This window comes from Streptomyces javensis (genome assembly GCF_039525925.1).
Taxonomy (GTDB): domain Bacteria; phylum Actinomycetota; class Actinomycetes; order Streptomycetales; family Streptomycetaceae; genus Streptomyces; species Streptomyces asiaticus.
Map to the genome: position 1 here is coordinate 15,718 of NZ_BAAAIF010000020.1, position 19,142 is coordinate 34,859.

At 73.0% G+C, this 19,142-nt stretch carries 16 protein-coding genes; 8 read left to right on the forward strand and 8 right to left on the reverse strand.

Features of this window, described 5'->3' with window-relative positions; translation table 11 throughout:
- Positions 1-141: 141 nt before the first annotated feature.
- From mfd to ABD329_RS19765, 3 genes are all read left to right on the forward strand, one after another.
- On the forward strand, positions 142-3,687 hold the full coding sequence (mfd, locus tag ABD329_RS19755; RefSeq protein ID WP_198280320.1) for a transcription-repair coupling factor: 3,546 nt from the start codon (positions 142-144) through the stop codon (positions 3,685-3,687).
- Between the two features lie 92 nt (positions 3,688-3,779).
- On the forward strand, positions 3,780-4,058 hold the full coding sequence (locus ABD329_RS19760; RefSeq protein ID WP_246618916.1) for a hypothetical protein: 279 nt from the start codon (positions 3,780-3,782) through the stop codon (positions 4,056-4,058).
- On the forward strand, positions 4,055-4,450 hold the full coding sequence (locus ABD329_RS19765) for a type II toxin-antitoxin system VapC family toxin (RefSeq protein ID WP_198280318.1): 396 nt from the start codon (positions 4,055-4,057) through the stop codon (positions 4,448-4,450). The genes ABD329_RS19760 and ABD329_RS19765 overlap by 4 nt, the downstream gene beginning before the upstream one ends.
- Before the next feature lie 341 nt (positions 4,451-4,791).
- Here ABD329_RS19765 and ABD329_RS19770 read toward each other — a convergent pair whose 3' ends face one another.
- The gene (locus ABD329_RS19770) at positions 4,792-6,375 is read right to left on the reverse strand and encodes a helix-turn-helix domain-containing protein (RefSeq protein ID WP_344316694.1); all 1,584 of its coding nucleotides are present in this window, start codon (positions 6,373-6,375) and stop codon (positions 4,792-4,794) included.
- Between the two features lie 113 nt (positions 6,376-6,488).
- On the opposite strand from ABD329_RS19770, the gene ABD329_RS19775 reads away from it, so the two are divergent.
- Positions 6,489-7,001 carry a hypothetical protein gene (locus ABD329_RS19775; protein ID WP_309142991.1) on the forward strand — a complete coding sequence of 171 codons (513 nt, stop codon included), beginning with the start codon at positions 6,489-6,491 and terminating at the stop codon, positions 6,999-7,001.
- Positions 7,002-7,179: 178 nt separating this feature from the next.
- Complete coding sequence (locus tag ABD329_RS19780; RefSeq protein WP_198282383.1) at positions 7,180-7,542, forward strand: DUF1330 domain-containing protein; 363 nt, start codon at positions 7,180-7,182, stop codon at positions 7,540-7,542.
- A gap of 313 nt (positions 7,543-7,855) precedes the next feature.
- Here ABD329_RS19780 and ABD329_RS19785 read toward each other — a convergent pair whose 3' ends face one another.
- From ABD329_RS19785 to ABD329_RS19810, 6 genes are all read right to left on the reverse strand, one after another.
- Complete coding sequence (locus ABD329_RS19785; RefSeq protein WP_344316695.1) at positions 7,856-9,736, reverse strand: gamma-glutamyltransferase family protein; 1,881 nt, start codon at positions 9,734-9,736, stop codon at positions 7,856-7,858.
- Positions 9,737-9,814: 78 nt separating this feature from the next.
- Positions 9,815-10,843 carry an ABC transporter ATP-binding protein gene (locus ABD329_RS19790; RefSeq protein WP_198280640.1) on the reverse strand — a complete coding sequence of 343 codons (1,029 nt, stop codon included), beginning with the start codon at positions 10,841-10,843 and terminating at the stop codon, positions 9,815-9,817.
- Complete coding sequence (locus tag ABD329_RS19795) at positions 10,840-12,012, reverse strand: ABC transporter ATP-binding protein (RefSeq protein ID WP_198280641.1); 1,173 nt, start codon at positions 12,010-12,012, stop codon at positions 10,840-10,842. Before ABD329_RS19795 ends, ABD329_RS19790 begins: the two co-directional genes overlap by 4 nt.
- Positions 12,009-12,830: an ABC transporter permease gene (locus tag ABD329_RS19800; protein ID WP_425574354.1), complete on the reverse strand. Its 822-nt coding sequence runs from the start codon at positions 12,828-12,830 to the stop codon at positions 12,009-12,011. The genes ABD329_RS19795 and ABD329_RS19800 overlap by 4 nt, the downstream gene beginning before the upstream one ends.
- 148 nt (positions 12,831-12,978) lie before the next feature.
- A complete protein-coding gene (locus ABD329_RS19805) occupies positions 12,979-13,929 on the reverse strand; it encodes an ABC transporter permease (protein ID WP_198280642.1) in 951 nt (316 codons plus the stop codon).
- Positions 13,929-15,596: an ABC transporter substrate-binding protein gene (locus tag ABD329_RS19810; RefSeq protein ID WP_344316696.1), complete on the reverse strand. Its 1,668-nt coding sequence runs from the start codon at positions 15,594-15,596 to the stop codon at positions 13,929-13,931. Before ABD329_RS19810 ends, ABD329_RS19805 begins: the two co-directional genes overlap by 1 nt.
- Before the next feature lie 234 nt (positions 15,597-15,830).
- Here ABD329_RS19810 and ABD329_RS19815 point away from each other — a divergent pair, with 234 nt between their 5' ends.
- Genes ABD329_RS19815 through ABD329_RS19825 form a run of 3 tightly spaced genes read left to right on the forward strand, consistent with a single transcriptional unit; the run spans position 15,831 to position 18,190 of the window.
- Positions 15,831-16,577, forward strand: a complete 747-nt coding sequence (locus ABD329_RS19815) for a FadR/GntR family transcriptional regulator (protein WP_198281041.1) — start codon at positions 15,831-15,833, stop codon at positions 16,575-16,577.
- 42 nt (positions 16,578-16,619) lie between these two features.
- On the forward strand, positions 16,620-17,039 hold the full coding sequence (locus tag ABD329_RS19820) for a YciI family protein (RefSeq protein WP_198281040.1): 420 nt from the start codon (positions 16,620-16,622) through the stop codon (positions 17,037-17,039).
- A gap of 5 nt (positions 17,040-17,044) precedes the next feature.
- Entirely contained in the window at positions 17,045-18,190 is a 1,146-nt protein-coding gene (locus tag ABD329_RS19825; protein WP_198281042.1) for an RNA polymerase sigma factor, read from the forward strand.
- Positions 18,191-18,214: 24 nt separating this feature from the next.
- Here the strand turns inward: ABD329_RS19825 and ABD329_RS19830 are convergent, their stop codons facing one another.
- Entirely contained in the window at positions 18,215-18,802 is a 588-nt protein-coding gene (locus ABD329_RS19830; RefSeq protein WP_198281039.1) for a hypothetical protein, read from the reverse strand.
- Positions 18,803-19,142: the final 340 nt, after the last annotated feature.

Genomic DNA, 19,142 nt, shown 5'->3' on the forward strand with positions numbered 1-19,142 from the left:
CGGCCGAGCGCCGTGGGGTTCGCGGGTCGATCGGGTGTACGGCGCGGGCTGTCGGCGGGTGGCCGTACTCTGGAAGACCCCCGGCCCGTGAGACGTGTCGGGTCATTCGCGTTGTCCGCCTCCGGGATGGAATACCCCTTTATGAGCCTCACCGGTCTGCTCGACGCCGTCGTAAGGGACCCCGCGCTCGCCGAGGCGGTGCGCGGCGCCGCCGACGGCCATCGCCCCCATGTCGATCTGGTCGGCCCGCCCGCCGCCCGTCCGTTCGCCATCGCCGCGCTGGCGCGCTCCGCGGGCCGTCCCGTGCTCGCGATGACGGCCACCGGCCGGGAGGCGGAGGACCTCGCGGCGGCGCTGCGCTCGCTGATGCCGTCAGGCCATGAAAACGCAGTGGTGGAGTACCCGTCCTGGGAGACGCTGCCGCACGAGCGGCTCTCCCCGCGCTCGGACACGGTCGGGCGGCGCCTCGCGGTGCTGCGCAGGCTGGCCCATCCGAGCCCGGACGACCCGGCGGCCGGTCCCGTCTCGGTCGTCGTCGCGCCCGTAAGGTCCGTGCTCCAGCCGCAGGTCAAGGGGCTCGGTGACCTGGAGCCGGTGAGCCTGCGGGCCGGGCAGACCGCCGATCTGGAGGAGATCGTGGACGGGCTCGTGGCCGCCGCGTACTCCCGGGTCGAGCTGGTCGAGAAGCGCGGCGAGTTCGCCGTGCGCGGCGGCATCCTGGACGTCTTCCCGCCGACCGAGGAGCATCCGCTCCGGATCGAGTTCTGGGGCGACGACATCGAGGAGATCCGCTACTTCAAGGTGGCCGACCAGCGGTCCCTGGAGGTCGCCGAGCACGGGCTGTGGGCGCCGCCCTGCCGGGAGCTGCTGCTGACCGACGACGTGCGGGAGCGGGCCGCGGCCCTCGCCGAGGCCCATCCCGAGCTGGGCGAGCTGCTCGGCAAGATCGCCGAGGGGATCGCGGTCGAGGGCATGGAGTCCCTGGCCCCGGTCCTGGTGGACGACATGGAGCTGCTGCTGGACGTCCTCCCGGCGGGCAGCATGACGGTCGTCTGCGAGCCGGAGCGGGTGCGCACCCGGGCGGCGGACCTGGTGGCCACCAGCCAGGAGTTCCTCCAGGCGTCCTGGGCGGCCACCGCCGGGGGAGGGGAGGCTCCGATCGACGTCGGCGCGGCCTCCCTGTGGAGCATCGCGGACGTCCGCGACCACGCCCGTGAGCTGGGCATGATGTGGTGGTCGGTGAGCCCCTTCGCGGCCGACGAGGAACTGGACGCGGATACCGTCAAGCTCGGCATGCACGCCACCGAGAGCTACCGCGGCGACACCGCCCGGGCGCTGGCCGACACCAAGGGCTGGCTCGCCGACGGCTGGCGCACGGTCTATGTGACCGAAGGCCACGGCCCCGCCTCCCGCACCGTCGAGGTGCTCGGCGGCGAGGGGATCGCGGCCCGGCTGGACGGTGACCTCACCGAGATCAAGCCGTCCGTGGTGCATGTGGCCTGCGGCTCGATCGACTACGGCTTCATCGACCCGGCCCTGAAGCTGGCCGTGCTGACCGAGACCGACCTGTCCGGGCAGAAGGCCGCGGGCAAGGACGGGGCGCGGATGCCCGCGCGCCGCCGTAAGACCATCGATCCGCTCACCCTCGAGGCGGGCGACTTCATCGTCCACGAGCAGCACGGCGTGGGCCGCTACATCGAGATGGTGCAGCGCACCGTCCAGGGCGCCACCCGCGAGTACCTGGTGGTGGAGTACGCCCCGGCCAAGCGCGGCCAGCCCGGCGACCGGCTCTTCGTCCCCACCGACCAGCTGGAGCAGGTCACCAAGTACGTGGGCGGCGAGGCGCCGACCCTGCACCGGCTCGGCGGCGCCGACTGGACCAAGACCAAGGCGCGCGCCAAGAAGGCCGTCAAGGAGATCGCCGCCGACCTGATCAAGCTCTACTCGGCGCGGATGGCGGCGCCCGGCCACGCCTTCGGCGCGGACACCCCCTGGCAGCGCGAGCTGGAGGACGCGTTCCCGTACGCGGAGACCCCCGACCAGCTCACCACCATCGCCGAGGTCAAGGAGGACATGGAGAAGTCGGTTCCGATGGACCGGCTGATCTGCGGCGACGTCGGCTACGGCAAGACCGAGATCGCGGTCCGCGCCGCCTTCAAGGCGGTCCAGGACGGCAAGCAGGTGGCGGTGCTGGTGCCCACGACCCTGCTGGTGCAGCAGCACTTCGGCACCTTCGGCGAGCGGTACGGCCAGTTCCCCGTCAACGTCAGGGCGCTCTCCCGGTTCCAGACCGACACCGAGGCCAAGGCGGTGCTGGAGGGGTTGCGGGACGGCTCGGTCGACATCGTCATCGGCACCCACCGGCTCTTCTCCTCCGAAACCAAGTTCAAGGACCTGGGCCTGGTCATCGTGGACGAGGAGCAGCGCTTCGGCGTCGAGCACAAGGAGCAGCTGAAGAAGCTCCGCGCCAATGTGGACGTGCTGACCATGTCCGCCACGCCCATCCCGCGCACCCTGGAGATGGCGGTCACCGGCATCCGCGAGATGTCCACGATCACCACCCCGCCGGAGGAGCGCCATCCGGTGCTGACCTTCGTCGGTCCGTACGAGCAGAAGCAGATCGGCGCGGCGATCCGGCGCGAGCTGCTCCGCGAGGGCCAGGTCTTCTACATCCACAACCGGGTGGAGTCCATCGACCGGGCCGCCGCCCGGCTGCGCGAGATCGTCCCCGAGGCGCGGATCGCCACCGCCCACGGGCAGATGTCGGAGAGCGCGCTGGAGCAGGTCGTGGTCGACTTCTGGGAGAAGAAGTTCGACGTCCTGGTCTCCACCACCATCGTCGAGTCCGGGATCGACATCTCCAACGCCAACACCCTGATCGTCGAGCGCGGCGACAACTTCGGCCTCTCCCAGCTCCACCAGCTGCGCGGCCGGGTCGGGCGGGGGCGCGAGCGCGGTTACGCGTACTTCCTCTACCCGCCCGAGAAGCCGCTCACCGAGACCGCCCATGAGCGGCTGGCCACGATCGCCCAGCACACCGAGATGGGCGCGGGCATGTATGTGGCGATGAAGGACCTGGAGATCCGCGGCGCGGGCAATCTGCTCGGCGGCGAGCAGTCCGGCCATATCGCGGGCGTCGGCTTCGACCTCTACGTCCGGATGGTCGGCGAGGCCGTCGCCGACTACCGCGCCTCGATCGAGGCGGGCGAGGGCGAGCCCGTGGAGGCGCCGCTGGAGGTCAAGATCGAGCTTCCGGTCGACGCGCACGTCCCGCACGACTACGCCCCCGGCGAGCGGCTGCGCCTCCAGGCGTACCGGGCGATCGCCTCCGCGAGCAGCGAGGACGACATCCGCGCCGTCCGCGAGGAGCTCACCGACCGCTACGGCAAGCTCCCCGAGCCGGTGGAGAACCTCCTCCTGGTCGCCGGACTGCGCCTGCTGGCCCGCGCCTGCGGCGTCACGGACATCACCCTCCAGGGCTCCAACATCCGCTTCTCCCCGGTGGAGCTCCGTGAATCCCAGGAGCTGCGCCTGAAGCGCCTCTACCAGCGCTCGGTCATCAAGCCCGCCACCAAGCAGGTTCTGGTGCCCCGCCCCGCCACCGCCCGTATCGGCGGAAAGCCGCTGGTGGGACGGGAGCTGCTGGCGTGGACCGGGGAGTTCCTGACGTCGATCCTGGGGTCGTGAGGGTGGTCCTGGGGGCGTGACCGGGCGGCCGTCCCCAGCGGTTGTCCTGAACCGCCTTGCCTGCGAGGCCGCCGTGCATGGAAAATGCATGCATGGTGGCTCTACAGATTCGGGATGTGCCGGACGAGGTGCGCGACATACTGGCCGAACGGGCGAGACAGCTGGGCCAGTCCCTCCAGGGGTATCTGCTGGACCTGGTCAAGAACGAGGCCGAGCGGGCGGGCAACGTCGCGCTGTTGCAGCGGTTCGAGGGCCGATCGGACGGCGCCGAGACCTCCATGGGCGAGACCGTGCATGAGCTCGACGCCGACCGCGCGGCACGCGCCGCCGGACCCCGCCCCTCACTGGGGGAACCGGGGACGACCGCGTGATCATCGTGGACGCGAGCGTCCTCACCGAAGCACTCACCGGGGACGCCGCCGCCGGGAAGGCGGCCCGTGCGCGCCTCGCCCAGGACCCGCATTGGGCCGCGCCCGGGCATCTCGTCGTCGAGACCTTCCACGCGGTACGCGGCCGACTCCTCGGAGGGAAGATCACCCAAGCCCGCGCCGAGGACGCCGTGGCCGCGCTGACCGGGGCGTCGATCGAGGCGATCGCCATCCAGCCGCTCCTGATGCGCATGTGGGAGCTGCGGGGGCAGGTCACGGGCTACGACGCGGCGTACATCGCGGCGGCGGAGGTGTACCGGGCTCCGCTGATCACCGGTGACGCCCGACTGAGCCGCTGCACCATGGCGCGCTGCGCGATCGAAGTCCTCGGCTGATCCCTTGGACACGGGGGACAGGGGCGGGCCGCGCGCGACACCCCCGTCGTCGCGCGGCGGCCGGCCCCGGCTCATGGGCCCGGCGGGTTGGCCGGGTGCGGTGCCGTGCGGGTGGGGAAGCGCGCACTCGGCCCTCGGCCCTCGCGAGGGGCGGGGCCCGGCGCGGCCCGTCGTGGCTCGTCCAGGACGATAGGCGCCCACCCCGCCCGCGGCGAGGAACGATGTGCACAGTGAGCGCACCGGGCGGTTCCCCTTCGAACGGTGAGCGCTCCGGTGAACAGTGAGTATGACGGCGAACGGTGAGCGCGCCTGAGGGTGACCCCGTGCGCGGTCGCCCCGTCTCAGAGCGAGCCCAGAGCCCGCATCGCGAGCCATAGTTCGTACTTCGCGCTCGGCGCGGTCAGCAGGGAGCGGCCCAGGGCGTCCTCCGCCCTGGTCAGGCGCTTGCGGGCGCCCGGGAGGGAGATGCCGAGGGCGGTGGCCGCGGCGGGGAGGCGGGCGTCGGCGCGCAGCCAGGTGCGTATGGTCTCCAGACCGGCCGTCGGACCGGCCTGCTCCAGGGGACGCAGCTGGGCCCGGGCCCAGGTCCCGGCGGCGGGGGTGCCCAGCACCGCGTCCAGCGTGGCGGTGTGCCCCGGCGGGGCCTGGGCGCGGGCCGCCGCGGCCTGGGGCGCGGTGTGCAGCCGCAGCGCCAGCCACGCCGCCGACTGCGCGGCCAGACTGCGGCTGACCTCCACGCCCAGCAGCTCGTCCAGATGGCGCATCCGCGCCGCGAGCGTATTGCGGTGGATCTTCAGATGGCGGCTGGCCGCCCCGCCGAAGCTGAGCCACGACCCGAGCGTGCCCAGCAGCTCCTGCGGGCCCGGGTCGGCGCGGCGGGCCGGTGCGTACCGCAGACAGGGCGCCAGGAGCTCGCTCGCCCACACATAGCCCTCCGGGCCCGCCAGGACGGTCACATCCACGTCGCCGCCGAACCCCGCGCGGCGCTCGGGCGCGTTACGGGCCACCGCCAGCGCGTGGATTGCCTGCTCGTACGCGGTCGGCGTGTCCCGCAGCGCGACCGCCGCGCTCACTCCGACCCGGCATTCGGGCACCAGCCGGACGATCAGCAGGTCCAGCGGCGCCGGGCCGCCGCGCGGCGGATCACCGCCCACCGCCGCCGCGCCCACGCCCACGCCCGCGCCCACGCCCGCGCCCGGCTCGGGCGGTACGAGCGCGAGCACATGGTTCGGGCGCACCGGACACGGCACGATCCACGCCCCGCCCCCGGCCTCGTGGTCGATCCGCCGGGCGATCTCGCGCCGCCGCGCGTGCGGGCACTCGATGACGTACATCTGCACCATCGCGGGCAGCGCCGGTCGCAGCGCCCCGGCGATCCGCTGCGCGGCGGGCACGCTGCCCACCATCAGCAGATGCAGCACCGCCTCCCGGCTGTACTCCTCGGCCGACTCGATCCGCCGCCGCGCCCGCTCGGACTGCTCCAGCCGCCAGCACAGGGCGAGGGTGCGGGCGGCGTCGGCGAGCAGCGTCCCGCAGTGCGGATCGTCCGGCCCGACGACGGCGAGATACGTCCTGGGGCCGGTGTCGAGCGCGATCAGATGCACCGGGGGCCCCTCGCCCCCGCCCAGCACGGCGGAGGCCGCCCCGCGCCGATGCAGCTCGACAGTGGCGTCGGCGGTGGCGTCGACGGCGAGCCGCGCCACCGCCGGGTCGTGCTCCCCACCCGGCCCGGCCAGCACCCGCCCCGTGTCCCCGACCAGCACGGCCGGACCCCCGGTCCGCCGGGCCAGCCAGCCGAGCATCTCCCGTACCGCCCCACGCCTGGTGGCCAGCCGGGCGAGGGCGAGAACGTCATCGGCGCGGTCGGCGCGGTCGGTGCGCATATCGGAGGGCGGGGTGTGCATGTCGGAGGGCGGGGTGTGCATGAAACAGCACATTAGTTCTGATCGCCTGGGTTTCGGAAAGGGCCCGACCCCGCCTGTGGAAAACCTGTGGAACGGCGGAGACCACCGGAAGCGGGCGCGGCTAGGCTCGCCCGGTGTCCACCGTCATAGCCGCCATGATCACCGCCGTCGTCGGCATCCTCGGCACCCTCTTCGCGCCCCTCCTCCAGCAGCGCATGACGGCACGTCAGCGGAGCGAGGACGCCCTCACCGAGGACCGGCGGCGCCGCTTCGAGGAGCGCCGGGCCGCCTACACCGCGATGAACCGCGCCTCCCGGCAGTTCCACACCCTGCTCAAGGACGCGCTGCACCGGATCCGCGACGACGTGTACGCGGACGAGGACCGCGTACGGCTGGAAGAGGCCCGCCGCGACTACCGGGACCGTTACGCCGAGGCGCAGATGGTCGTCCCCGAACGGGTCCTGGACGCGTCCCGCGACCTCAACACGGTGCTCGCCGGGATCGACGCGATGGCCAAACGGATTGATCGCGGTCTCCAGTACGACGGCGAGACGGCGGCGGGCGCGCTGCTGGAGCTGAAGGAGGCCGAGCCCCGGCTGTCGGCGATGCGCCGGATCATGCGGGAAGACCTGGGCATCTTCGACTGAGGCCCGGGGCCGCGGCCATGACCTCAGCGGCCATGGCGTCAGCGGCGATGACGTCAGCGGCGATGACGTCAGCGGCGATGGCCTCAGCGCCGATGACCTCACGGGTAATCGACGCTCCCGGCGGTGCGCGGCAGGCTGATCCGTGTCCGCCGATCCGCCTGGAGCACTTGGAGGAGCCATGCCCGCCGCATACGCGCTCGCGCATCTGCACGGCCGCAGCCCGCACCCCGACGTCATCGAGTACCTGGAGCGGATCCAGGCCACCCTCGACCCCTTCCACGGCCGGTTCCTCGTCCACGGCGACACGCTGGAGGTGGTCGAGGGGGAGTGGCCGGGCAGTGTGGTGCTGATCGAGTTCCCGGGCGGGATGGCGGACGCCCGCGAGTGGTACGCGTCGCCCGCCTACCAGGACATCCTGGCGCTGCGCACCGACCACATCGAGGGCGATGTGATCCTGGCCGACGGCGTCGGCCCCGGCTACGACCCGCAGAAGCGAGCCGAGAAGCTACGATCCGCCGACCCCACCGGGTACGCCCGCTAGCGCGGACACCGCACCCGGAGGGTGTTTCCCCTACCCGCCCCTTCCCGCAACTGGGGCTCCGCCCCGGGCCCCGGGGGCGACGGGTTGGCCGTCGTCGCCGTGAGTACCTGCACCGGCGGGCTGGTGGCGGGCGGGGCGGCTGGGTGGCGGATGGCTGGGCGGCGGGCCGCACGACCGATATGCGAGCCGACCGTCACCGCGATCAGTGCACCGGCCGGGGTCTGGGGCGGAGCCCCAGTTGTGGGAAGGGGCGGGTAGGGGAACAGCCCGCCGCAGGCGTACCACCTGGCGCGCACGCCGCCGCCCCCGGCGGTCAGCGCCCCACCGCGTAGCCCTGCGCCCCGCGCGGGTTGGCGGCGCCAAGCAGGACGCCCGTTTCCGGGTCGCGGGCGACTGCGCACAGGCGGCCCTCCGACCAGGGTTCGCCGACCACGACGTCGTGGCCGCGGCGCCGGAGTTCCGCGACGGCGGGCTCGCCGAGGCGGGACTCGACGACCACCCGGCCCGCCGTCATCGCCCGGGGGTGGAAGGAGCCGGGGAAGGACTCCTGGTGCCAGTTGGGGGCGTCGATGGCGCCCTGTAGATCAAGGCCGGAACGCACCGGCGCCCGCAGCGCGACGCCGAGGAAGAAGTGGGTGCTCCACTGGTCCTGCTGGTCGCCGCCGGGTGTGCCGAAGGCCATGACGGGGGTGTCGCCGCGCAGCGCGAGCGAGGGGGTGAGCGTGGTGCGGGGACGGCGGCCGGGGGTGAGGGAGTTGGGCAGGCCGGGGTCCAGCCAGGTCATCTGGAGCCGGGTGCCGAGCGGGAAACCCAGCGCGGGGATGACGGGGTTGGACTGCAACCAGCCGCCGCTGGGCGTGGCCGCGACCATGTTGCCCCAGCGGTCCACCACGTCGAGGTGGCAGGTGTCGCCCCGGGTCACTCCGTCCCGGTCGACGGCGGGATCGGCCGTGCCCGCTGAGCCGGTGGCCGGGCCACCGAGACCCAGGCCCAGGTCCCCTCCGCCGACCGTCGGCTCGCCGCCGCCCGGCCCGGCGGCCGGTCCGTCCGCCCCGGACGCGGCGCGGGCCACCGCGGCCAGCGCCTGCTTGCTCAGCCGTGGCGTACGGCCCCCGGGATGCCCGGGGCGCAGCTCGTACGAGGCCCATTCGCCGATCAGCGCCCGCCGCTCGTCGTTGTACGGACGCGAGAGCAGGTCCGTCAGCGGCACGTCGGCGGCGTCCCCGTACCACGCCTCGCGGTCGGCCATGGCCAGCTTGCCGCCCTCGATCAGGAGGTGCAGGAAGTCGGGCGTGCCCAGGTCGGCCTCGCTCAGCCCGTACGGCAGCAGGGCGAGTTGCTGGAGCAGCACCGGCCCCTGGCTCCAGGGTCCGGCCTTGCACACGGTCCAGCCGTTCCAGAAGTGGCGGACCGGCGGCTCGTACGTGGCCTCGAAGGCGGCCAGGTCGTCCCCGGTCATGGTCCCGGCGTTGCGGTGCCCGGACGAGTCCATCGCGGGCCGGGCCGCCGCGTCCGCCAGCTCCTCCGCGATGAAGCCCTCGCGCCAGACCCGGCGGGCCGCCTCGATCTGGGTCTCGCGCCCCGGCCCCGCCCCCTCCGCCTCGGTGACCAGCCGCCGCCAGGTGGCGGCCAGCGCGGGGTTGGTGAGCAACCGCCCGGCGGCGGGGGACTTCCCGTCCGGCAGATACAGCTCGGCCGAGGTGGTCCACTCGGTCTCGAACAGCTCCCGCACCGTCTCGACCGTCTCCCCGACGCGCTCGACCGCCGGATGGCCGTGCTCGGCGTAGCCGATCGCGTACCGCAGCACCTCGGCGAGCCGCTTCGTACCGTGGTCGCGCAGCAGCACCATCCAGGCGTCGAACGCACCGGGCACCGCCGCCGCGAGCGGTCCGGTGCCCGGGACGAGGTCGAGGCCGAGCGCGGTGTAGTGGTCGATGGTGGCCCCGGCGGGGGCCGGGCCCTGGCCGCACAGCACGGTGGGTTCGCCGCCCGCCGGGGCGAGGATGATCGGCACCTCACCGGCGGGCCCGTTCAGATGCGGTTCGACCACATGCAGGACGAACCCGGCGGCCACGGCCGCGTCGAAGGCGTTGCCGCCGTCCTCCAGGACGGCCATGGCGGACTGCGAGGCCAGCCAGTGGGTGGAGGACACCATGCCATGGGTGCCCTGAAGGGTGGGCCGGGTGGTGAACATGTCGGCAGGCTCCTGGTCTCGTGCGGGTGCGGGTGCGGGTGCGGGCGCGGGTGCGGGTGCGGGCAGGTCACACGGTTCTCAGGGGACAGCGGCGTCGGGCGCGGTGCCGTCGTCCGCCACCAGATGGCACGAGACCTGGCGGCGGCCACCGCTCTCCATGAGCCGCCGCAGCACGGGCGGCTCGGTGCGGCAGCGGTCGACGGCGAGCGGACAGCGGGTGTGGAAGCGGCAGCCGCTCGGCGGATCCAGCGGGCTGGGCAGCTCCCCGCTGAGCACGATCCGGGCGCGCGACCGCTGCGCGGCCGGGTTCGGCACCGGGGCCGCGGACAGCAGGGCCTGGGTGTACGGATGCTTGGGGTCGGCGAACAGCTCGGCGGCCGGGGCCTGTTCCACCAGCTGCCCCAGATACATCACGGCGATCCGGTCGGCGAGGTACTCGACGGCGGCCAGGTCATGGGTGATGAACAGACAGCCGAACCGCCGCTCCCGCTGGAGGTCCACCAGCAGATTGAGCACGGAAGCCTGGACGGAGACGTCCAGCGCCGACGTCGGCTCGTCGGCCACCAGCAGCTGGGGGTCGACCGACAGCGCGCGGGCGATGGACACCCGCTGCCGCTGCCCGCCGGAGAGCTCATGGGGCCGCCGCCGCGCCAGTTCGGGCCGCAGCCCCACCTGGGCGAGCAGCGCGGCGACCCGGTCGCGCAGGGCGTCGCCCGAGGCCAGGCGGTGCAGCCGCAGCGGCTGGCCGACGATGGCGCCCACGGTCATCCGCGGGTCGAGCGAGGAGGACGGGTCCTGGAAGACCAGGTGGAAGTCCTTGCGCAGCGGACGCAGCGCCCGCTTCGAAAGCCGGGTCACATCGCGGCCGTTGATCGTCACCTGGCCCGCGGTCGGCCGGTCGAGCCGTACGGCGCACCGCCCCACCGTGGACTTGCCGCTGCCGGACTCCCCGACCAGGCCGACGATCTCGCCCCGGCCGATGCTGAGGCTGACCCCGTCGACCGCCCTGACGGTGCCGGCGGGGCCGGTGAAGTGGCGGACCAGGCCGCTGATGTCGAGCACGGCCTCATCCCGCGACGCCTCCGCGGGCGCGACGGCGGCGGTCATGAGGCGGCCTCCTGTTCAGGGCGTTCAGGGCGTTCAGGGCGTTCGGGGCGTTCAGGGTGTTCGGACCGTTCGGGTCGTTCGGCATATTGCGGGTGTTCAGGGTGTTCAGGGTGTACCGGCACCGGATACCAGCATGCGGCCTCGTGCCGTCCATGCCCGTACCGTTCGTACCCCTCCTGCCTCTCGTCCCGCTCGCGCGGCGCCCGCAGCACGCGCAGCGCGGGCCTCTGCTCCCCGCACCGCTCGTCGGCGTAGGAGCAGCGGGGCTGGAAGGTGCAGCGGTCGGGCTGTTCGGTGAGGCTCGGCACCAGTCCGGGGATCTCCTGGAGCCGCCCCCGCTCGCCCTCCGCCCGCCGTCGGCCCGGCACCGGCACCGCGCCGAGCAGCCCGCGGGTGTACGGATGGCGGGGCGTGCCGAACAGCTCGTCCACCGGGGCCTGTTCGACGCCCCGGCCCGCGTACATCACCAGCACCCGGTCGGCGATGTCGGCGACCACGCCCAGATCGTGGGTGATCAGCACGATCGCGGTGCCGAGCCGCTCCCGCAGGGATTGCAGCACCTCCAGGATGCCCGCCTGCACGGTGACGTCCAGCGCGGTGGTGGGCTCGTCGGCGATGAGCACGGCGGGGTCGCAGGCGATCGCGATGGCGATCATCACCCGCTGCCGCATTCCGCCGCTGAGCTGGTGCGGGTAGTCGCGGGCCCGCTGGGCGGGGGCGGGGATGCCGACGAGGTCGAGCAGGTCCACGGCCCGTTCGCGCGCCGCACGGCGGCCGATCCCCTGATGGCGCCGGAGGACCTCGCCGACCTGGCGGCCGATGGTGAGCACGGGGTTCAGCGAGGTCATCGGCTCCTGGAAGATCATCGCGAGTTCCCGGCCGCGGACGTCCCGCAGCTCGCTCTCGTCCGCCCCCACCAGCTCCCGTCCGCCCAGCCGGATGGAGCCGCCGACGCTCGCCGTGGGCGGCAGCAGCCCCATCACGGCGGTGGAGGTCACGGACTTGCCGCAGCCGGACTCGCCGACCACGGCCAGCACTTCACCGGCGGCGACGTCGTACGACAGCCCGTCCACCGCGTGGACCACGCGGGTCGGGGTGCGGAAGACCACGGACAGGTCCCGCACGCTCAGGGCGGGGGGCGCGGTGGACGGCGCGGTGGACGTGGTCATCGGCTGTCTCCCTGGGGGTCGAGGATGTCGCGCAGCCCGTCCCCGAGCAGATTGAACGCGAGCGTCGCGGCGATGATCGCGAGACCCGGGAAGACCGCCATCCAGGGCGCGGCGGCGATGTACGCCTGGGCGCTGGAGAGCATCACCCCGAGCGAGGGGGACGGCGGCTGGACGCCGAGGCCGAGGAAGCTCAGCAGCGCCTCACCGATGATCGCGGTGGGGATGCCCACGGTGGCCTGGACGGTCAGCGCGGACAGGGCGCCGGGGAGGACATGGCGGAAGAGCACGGTGCCGTCCCCGCCGCCGTTGGCCACGGCCGCCGCCACGTAGTCGAGGTGTTTCAGCCGCAGCGTCTCCGCCCGGGTGATCCGGATGACGGCCGGGATCTGCGAGACGCCGACCGCGATCGTGGCGTTCAGCAGGGAGGGTCCGAGGATGGTGGCCAGACCCACCGCCAGCACCAGGAAGGGGAAGGCGAGCAGGGTGTCGGTGAGCCGGGAGACCACCGAGTCGGCGAACCGCCCGTAGTAGCCCGCGATCAGCCCGAGCGGCACCCCGGCCGCGAACGCCAGCGCCACCGCCAGCAGCCCGATCTGCAACGAGGCCCGCACCCCGTACACGACCCGGGAGAGCTGATCGCGGCCCAGGTCGTCGGTGCCCAGCCAGTGGGCCCAGCCCGGCTCCTGGAGGGCGGCGGTGAAGTCGGGCCGGGCCGGGTCGTACGGCGCGATGAGCGGTGCGCACAGCGCGATCAGCACCAGGAGCGCGGCGGCCACGGCCCCGGTGAGGGCCAGCTTGTTACGGGTCAGCAGCCGCAGCCGGGACAGCGGGGCGAGCGGGGCCCGCTCCCGCTCCTCGGCGACGGGAAGGGCGGTGGCGGCCGCGCTCACTGGGCACCTCCGAGGCCGATGCTCAACTCGGCACCTCCGAGGCCGATGCTCAACTCGGCACCTCCGAGCCGGATTCTCACTGGGCACCTCCGAGTCGGATACGGGGGTCGATCACCGAATACGCCAGGTCCACCAGGAGGTTGACGACGATGTAGGCGGTCGAGGTGAACAGCACCACGCCCTGCACCATCGCGTAGTCGCGGGAGAAGACCGCGTCGATGGTGAGCTTGCCGAAGCCCGGCAGGACGAAGATCTGCTCGGTGACCACCGCGCCCGAGATGAGGTGCCCGAGCTGGAGCCCGAGCACGGTCACCACGGTGACCAGGCTGTTCCGCAGGGCATGGCCCATGATCACCTGGCGCCGGGAGAGCCCCTTGGCGCGCGCCGTGCGCACGTAGTCGGCGGACAGCGAGCCCAGCATGGCCGCGCGCGTCTGCCGCATCACGACCGCCGCCAGACCGGAGCCGAGGACGATCACCGGGAGCACCATATGGCGCAGGTTCTCCATCGGGTCCACGCCGAACGGCACGAAACCGGAGGCCGCGAAGACCGGGACGGCGATCGCGAAGGCGAGGACCAGCACGATGCCGAGCCAGAAGGCGGGCACCGAAAGCCCCAGCAGCGCCACCGCGTTGACCAGCCACTCCTCGGGCCTGCCGCGCCGGACCGCCGCCACCACCCCGGCGCCCACGCCGACCACGACCGCGAGCAGCAGCGCCAGCGCGGACAGTTCGAGGGTGACGGGCAGCGCCTCCATCACCGAGTCCAGGACCGGCAGCCCGGTGCGGGAGGAGACCCCGAGGTCGCCGGTGGCGGCGTGCCGCACATAGCGCGCGTACTGCACCACGATGTTGTCGTCGAGCCCGTAGCTCTCGCGGATCTGGGCGATCGCCTCGGGCGTGGGCTCCTCCCCGGCCAGCGCGGTGGCGGTGTCGCCGGGCAGCGCCCGTACCCCGGCGAAGACCACGACGCTGACCAGGAAGAGCGTGATCAGGGATTCGCCGAGACGGCGGATCGGGTACGACATCAGCTCCCTCCCTTCGCGTATCCGGCGTCCTTCACCCGGATCAGCCCGTCGCCGAAGACCTTCACCCCGGCGACCTTCTTCGTCACGGAGACGTAGTTCGTGGGCTGGATCAGGTAGAGCACGGTGTGCGCGGCGCGGACGCGCTCCACGAGCCGGGCGTAGATCTCCTTGCGGGCGGGCTCGGCCGCGGTGGCGCCGCCCTCGGCGATCAGCCGGTCGATGGCGGGGTCGGAGAGCCCGCCGTAGTTCTGGGCGCCGCCGGTGCCGGCGAACACGTCGATGTTGCCCGCCGGGTCGAGCCGCCCCGACCAGTTGGTGGTCGCCGCCTGGAAGTCGCCCGCGCGGGAGTGCTCCAGGCCGGTGGCGAACTCGGTGGGCGCCAGGCTCACCGCGAAGCCCGCCTCCTTGGCCATGGCCTGGATGACCTGGCCCAGCCGGTTGTCCTCCGGGGTGGTGCTGATCTGGAGCCGGACCCGGACCGGGGTGGTCACCTCGGCGGCCCTGAGCAGCCGCTTGGCCCTGGCCAGGTCGCGGGCCGGGCATTGGGATCCGGTGGCGTACGGGGTGCCGGAGGGGAGCGGACCGCAGGTGGGCCGGTAGCGGCCCTGGAAGACGATGGTGTTGATCAGGTCGCGGTCCAGGGAGAGGTCGAACGCCTCGCGCACCCGTACGTCCCGCGCGATCGGAGTGTCGATCCGGCCCGGTGGCGCCCCGGCGCCCTTGGTGTTGCCGATGTTGAGGGTCAGGCCGTAGTAGCCCAGCGAGGGGGAGTGGAAGAGCTGGAGCCCGGGTTCGGTGAGCGCCCTGCCCACCTGGACCGGGTCCATCTGGTCGCCCACCTGGATGTCGCCGGACTGGAGGTTCGCCAGCCGGACGTTGCCGTCGGTGATGGTGCGGTAGATCACCCGCCGCAGATGGACGGCGTCGGCGTCGTAGTAGTTCGGGTCCTTGTCCAGCACGATGCGGTCGCCCACCACGCGCTCGGCGTAGCGGAACGGGCCGACGCAGGTGGGGTGGCTCGCGAAGCCCTCGCCGTAGCGCTTCAGCGCGGTGGGGGACATCACCATGCCCGCGCGGTCCGCGAGCAGGGCGAGCAGCGGGACGTACGGCTTGGTCAGCCGCAGCCGTACGGTGTCGTCGCCGACCGCCTGGACCGAGGTGAGGGGCTTCAGCTCGCTCGCGCGCACGGAACCGGTCAGCGTCCGGTGCCGGTCCAGGGAGGTCTTGACCGCCTCGGCGTCCATGCGGGTGCCGTCGGCGAACCGGACGCCGCGCCGCAGCTTGATGGTGACGGTGCGACCCCCGTCGCTCGTCGTGGGCGGGGCGGCGGCGAGCTGCGGCACGATCCGGTTCGCGGCGTCGACGTCGTAGAGCTTCTCGCACATCGCGGTGAACACGGTCCGGCCCACGGCGGTGCTGGCCAGGGTGGGATCCAGCTTGTCCGGGTCCGATTTGAGGGCGATGGTGAGCGTTCCGCCGTCGCGGGCGGGCCGGGGGTCGGTCATCCGGTCGGCGCCCACCTCGGCCGTGGGGGAGGCCAGGGAGGCGCAGCCGGCGGTGGCGCCGGCCACCAGCAGGCACAGCACCCGGGCGGCGAGGGCGGCGGCGCGCGGTCGGTGGTGGGTGGGTGGGGGCCGGTCGCTGGGTCCGCTCGTTCTCTGGCGCATGGCGGGATGCCTCACTGCTGGGGACGTCGGGGGCGCGCGCTGCGGTGCGGACAGGATGGCGCAGCGATGGCGATTGGTCCATTGGTAGGACCAAATTGAGGTACGGAGGACGCCGGGACGGCGCCCGCCGGGTGTGAGACTCTGGACCACCGGCCGGACCGGAAAGCTGAAGAAAGCCGAAGAAGTGGGCCGGAAGGCTGAAGAAAGCTGAAGAAGGCGGAGGAAAGCCAGGAGATGGACTGGCGGCAACTGCGGCACTCCACCCTGTCGAGGCCGGACGCCCTGGCCGTCGGCCTGGAGCGGCTGATCCTGAGCGGGGAGCTGGCGCCCGGTTCCCGCGTCCCCCCGGAGCGGGAGCTCGCGGAGAGCCTCGGCGTCTCCCGGGGCTCGGTCCGCGAGGCGCTGCGCGCCCTCGCCTCGCGCGGACTGGTCGCCCGACGCCCCGGCTCCGGCACCGTCGTGCTCGACCCGGGGGCCACTCCGCGCGGCGACGTCCTGGCCTCGGGGCTCGACGCCACGGGGGAGCTGTTGCAGGTCATGGAGGTGCGCGCATGCATCGAGCCCTCGGTGACCGCCCGGGCCGCCCGCCGGGCCACCCCCTCCGACATCGTCCAGCTGCACGCCCTGCTGGACGCGATGCGACGGGAGCCCACGCGGCAGGAGTTCACCGACCTGGACCGCACCTTCCACCGCGCCATCGCCCAGTACACCCGCAACCCGCTGCTGCTGCGGCTGCTGGACCGGGTCTACGAGATCGGCGAGCCCGGGCGGCGCAAGACCTCGCTGTCCGCCGCCCGTCGGCGGGCCACGATCGAGGAGCACCAGGCCATCCTGCGGGCGATCGAGGCCCGCGACCCGGAGGCGGCCCGAGCGGCCTCCGAGGCGCATCTGGACTCGGTGCTGCACCGGATCGAGGAGCAGCGGAAAAAATCTTCGGCCGGGGATGTCGAGAACGCGGGACCGGCTCCGTCCCTGGGGTGAACGCGACCACAATGGGTCGCATCCGCATCAAGGAGAACCACGATGGCCAAGTACCTGCTGCTGAAGCACTACCGCGGCGCCCCGGCTCCGGTGAACAACGTGCCGATGGACCAGTGGACGCCGGAGGAGATCTCGGCGCACATGCAGTTCATGAACGACTTCGCGGCCCGGCTGGAGAAGACCGGCGAGTTCGTCGACGGTCAGGCGCTCGCCCCGGAGGGGGCGTGGGTGCGGTACGACGGTGAGGGGCGTCCGCCCGTCACCGACGGTCCGTTCGCGGAGACCAAGGACCTCATCGCGGGCTGGATGGTGATCGACGTCGACAGCCATGAGCGCGCCGTCGAGCTGGCCGGTGAGCTGTCGGCCGCCCCGGGGAAGGACGGGAAGCCGATCCACGAGTGGCTGGAGGTGCGCCCGTTCCTGGCCGCCGAGCCCAGCACCACGGAGTGCACCTTCAAGTGACGCAGATGGACGAGGCCCTGATCAGGAGCCTCACGCCGGGCGTGCTCGGCGCCCTCGTCCGCCGCGGAGCCGATTTCGCGGCGGCCGAGGACGCCGTGCAGGACGCGCTCATCGAGGCGATCCGCGTATGGCCGGCCGACCCCCCGCGTGATGCCAAGGGCTGGCTGGTCACCGTGGCCTGGCGCAAGTTCCTCGACGTGAGACGGGCGGAGGCGGCCCGCCGCCGGCGTGAGGACACCGTCGACGAGGAGCCGACGCCCGGTCCCGCGGCCTCGGTGGACGACACGCTCCAGCTCTACTTCCTGTGCGCCCATCCGTCGCTGACGCCGTCGTCCGCCGCCGCGCTCACGCTGCGCGCGGTCGGCGGCCTCACCACCCGCCAGATCGCCCAGGCGTATCTGGTGCCCGAGGCGACCATGGCGCAGCGCATCAGCCGGGCCAAGCGCACCGTCTCGGGTGTGCGGTTCGACCAGCCCGGCGATGTCGCCACCGTGCTGCGCGTGCTGTACCTGGTCTTCAACGAGGGCTACTCGGGCGACGTCGACCTCGCCGCCGAGGCCATCCGGCTCACCCGGCAGCTCGCGGCCGCGATCGACCACCCCGAGGTGGCGGGGCTGCTCGCCCTGATGCTGCTCCACCACGCCCGGCGCGCCACCCGGACCGCGCCCGACGGCGGTCTGGTGCCGCTCGCCGAGCAGGACCGCTCCCGGTGGGACACCAAGTCGATCGCCGAGGGGGTGGAGATCCTGCAAGCGGCGCTGGCCCGCGACCGGCTGGGCGAGTTCCAGGCCCAGGCCGCCATCGCGGCCCTCCACGCGGACGCGCCCACGGCCGGGGAGACCGACTGGGTGCAGATCGTGGAGTGGTACGACGAGCTCGCGGGCCTGACCGACAGCCCGATCGTCCGGCTCAACCGCGCGGTGGCCGTCGGCGAGGCCGACGGACCGCGCGCCGGGCTGGCCGCGCTCGCGGAACTGGACGGCTCCCTGCCCCGCCACGCGGCGGTGGCGGCGTACCTCCACGAGCGCGACGGCGACCTGGCGACGGCGGCCCGGCTGTACGCGGAGGCGGCCCACAAGGCGGCCAACCTCGCCGAGCGCGACTACCTGACCCGCCAGGCCGCCCGGCTCAACACCGCCCGCGCCCGCTGACGGGCCGCATCGACCAACGTCGGCTCACGGGCGGACGTAGCGGTCCGGGTTGCCCTGCGGCCAGCTGATGGTGAGGCTCTGGCCGTCCCCGCTGACCACGGCGTGGCCACCGGAGATGGTCTCGCCCTGGCAGCTCATGGTGACGGCCATGCTCGCGCTGATCGTCCCGGGGCAGGACTTGCCCTGGTACCCCACGCTGAGGGAACCGCCGGAGACGGTCATCACGAGCGGCTTGCCGTTCGGGTCGCGCACCGTGGAGTACCACGTGCCCTGCACCTTCGACAGCGCGCCCGCGCTGGTCGGCGAGGGGGCCCGCGTTGTCGGAGCCGTATGGCGCGGGGCCGGGGCGGTGCCGCCGGCGGTGCGGGTGGCCCGGGGGCTGCTCGGGCTTGCACTGGGGCGCTTGGCGGGCTTCGTACGGCTCGGGCTGGGGCTCGCACTGGTGGGAGTGGCGGACGCGGTGCCGCGTTCCGCGTCGTCGGCCTTCTGGGCGGACGCCGTCTTGTCGGAGTTGGACGACTGGGCGCCCTTGTCGTCGTCCTTGCCGCAGCCGGTCAGCGCCAGAGCCAGTACCGCGACGGCCACGGTGGCGGCCGCATTCATTTTCCGCACGAGAATCCCTGATATTCCTGAGTGAACGGGGAAGGCATGAGGGAAGATCTTGACAGGCGGGTGCGTCAGAACTCCACGGATTTCGGAGATGTTCTCCAGGAAATGTTTACTGGAATCCGGATCAGTTTCCCTGCGCCGCCTCCCGTGCGATGACCTCGGTGCCGACCCGGGCGGACGGATGTGGCCGTCCGCCGCGGCCAGCCGGGTGAACGAGGGGTTAAGCGGCCCGGAAAAGACGGTTACGGCGATGTCGCTATTCCTTGTGCGACGCCCGGCGAAAAACGCGATGACCTGCGACTGCGGGAAACCGCCCGGAAACTAGGGGATTCCCGGAGCAACC

Coding starts and splice junctions, on each gene's coding strand:
- ABD329_RS19805 (WP_198280642.1), bottom strand. CDS start 13,929: ATGTCGTACCCGATCCGCCGTCTCGGCGAATCCCTGATCACGCTCTTC.
- mfd (WP_198280320.1), top strand. CDS start 142: ATGAGCCTCACCGGTCTGCTCGACGCCGTCGTAAGGGACCCCGCGCTC.
- ABD329_RS19815 (WP_198281041.1), top strand. CDS start 15,831: ATGGACTGGCGGCAACTGCGGCACTCCACCCTGTCGAGGCCGGACGCC.
- ABD329_RS19760 (WP_246618916.1), top strand. CDS start 3,780: ATGGTGGCTCTACAGATTCGGGATGTGCCGGACGAGGTGCGCGACATA.
- ABD329_RS19795 (WP_198280641.1), bottom strand. CDS start 12,012: ATGACCACGTCCACCGCGCCGTCCACCGCGCCCCCCGCCCTGAGCGTG.
- ABD329_RS19790 (WP_198280640.1), bottom strand. CDS start 10,843: ATGACCGCCGCCGTCGCGCCCGCGGAGGCGTCGCGGGATGAGGCCGTG.
- ABD329_RS19780 (WP_198282383.1), top strand. CDS start 7,180: ATGCCCGCCGCATACGCGCTCGCGCATCTGCACGGCCGCAGCCCGCAC.
- ABD329_RS19825 (WP_198281042.1), top strand. CDS start 17,045: ATGGACGAGGCCCTGATCAGGAGCCTCACGCCGGGCGTGCTCGGCGCC.
- ABD329_RS19770 (WP_344316694.1), bottom strand. CDS start 6,375: ATGCACACCCCGCCCTCCGACATGCACACCCCGCCCTCCGATATGCGC.
- ABD329_RS19810 (WP_344316696.1), bottom strand. CDS start 15,596: ATGCGCCAGAGAACGAGCGGACCCAGCGACCGGCCCCCACCCACCCAC.
- ABD329_RS19785 (WP_344316695.1), bottom strand. CDS start 9,736: ATGTTCACCACCCGGCCCACCCTTCAGGGCACCCATGGCATGGTGTCC.
- ABD329_RS19820 (WP_198281040.1), top strand. CDS start 16,620: ATGGCCAAGTACCTGCTGCTGAAGCACTACCGCGGCGCCCCGGCTCCG.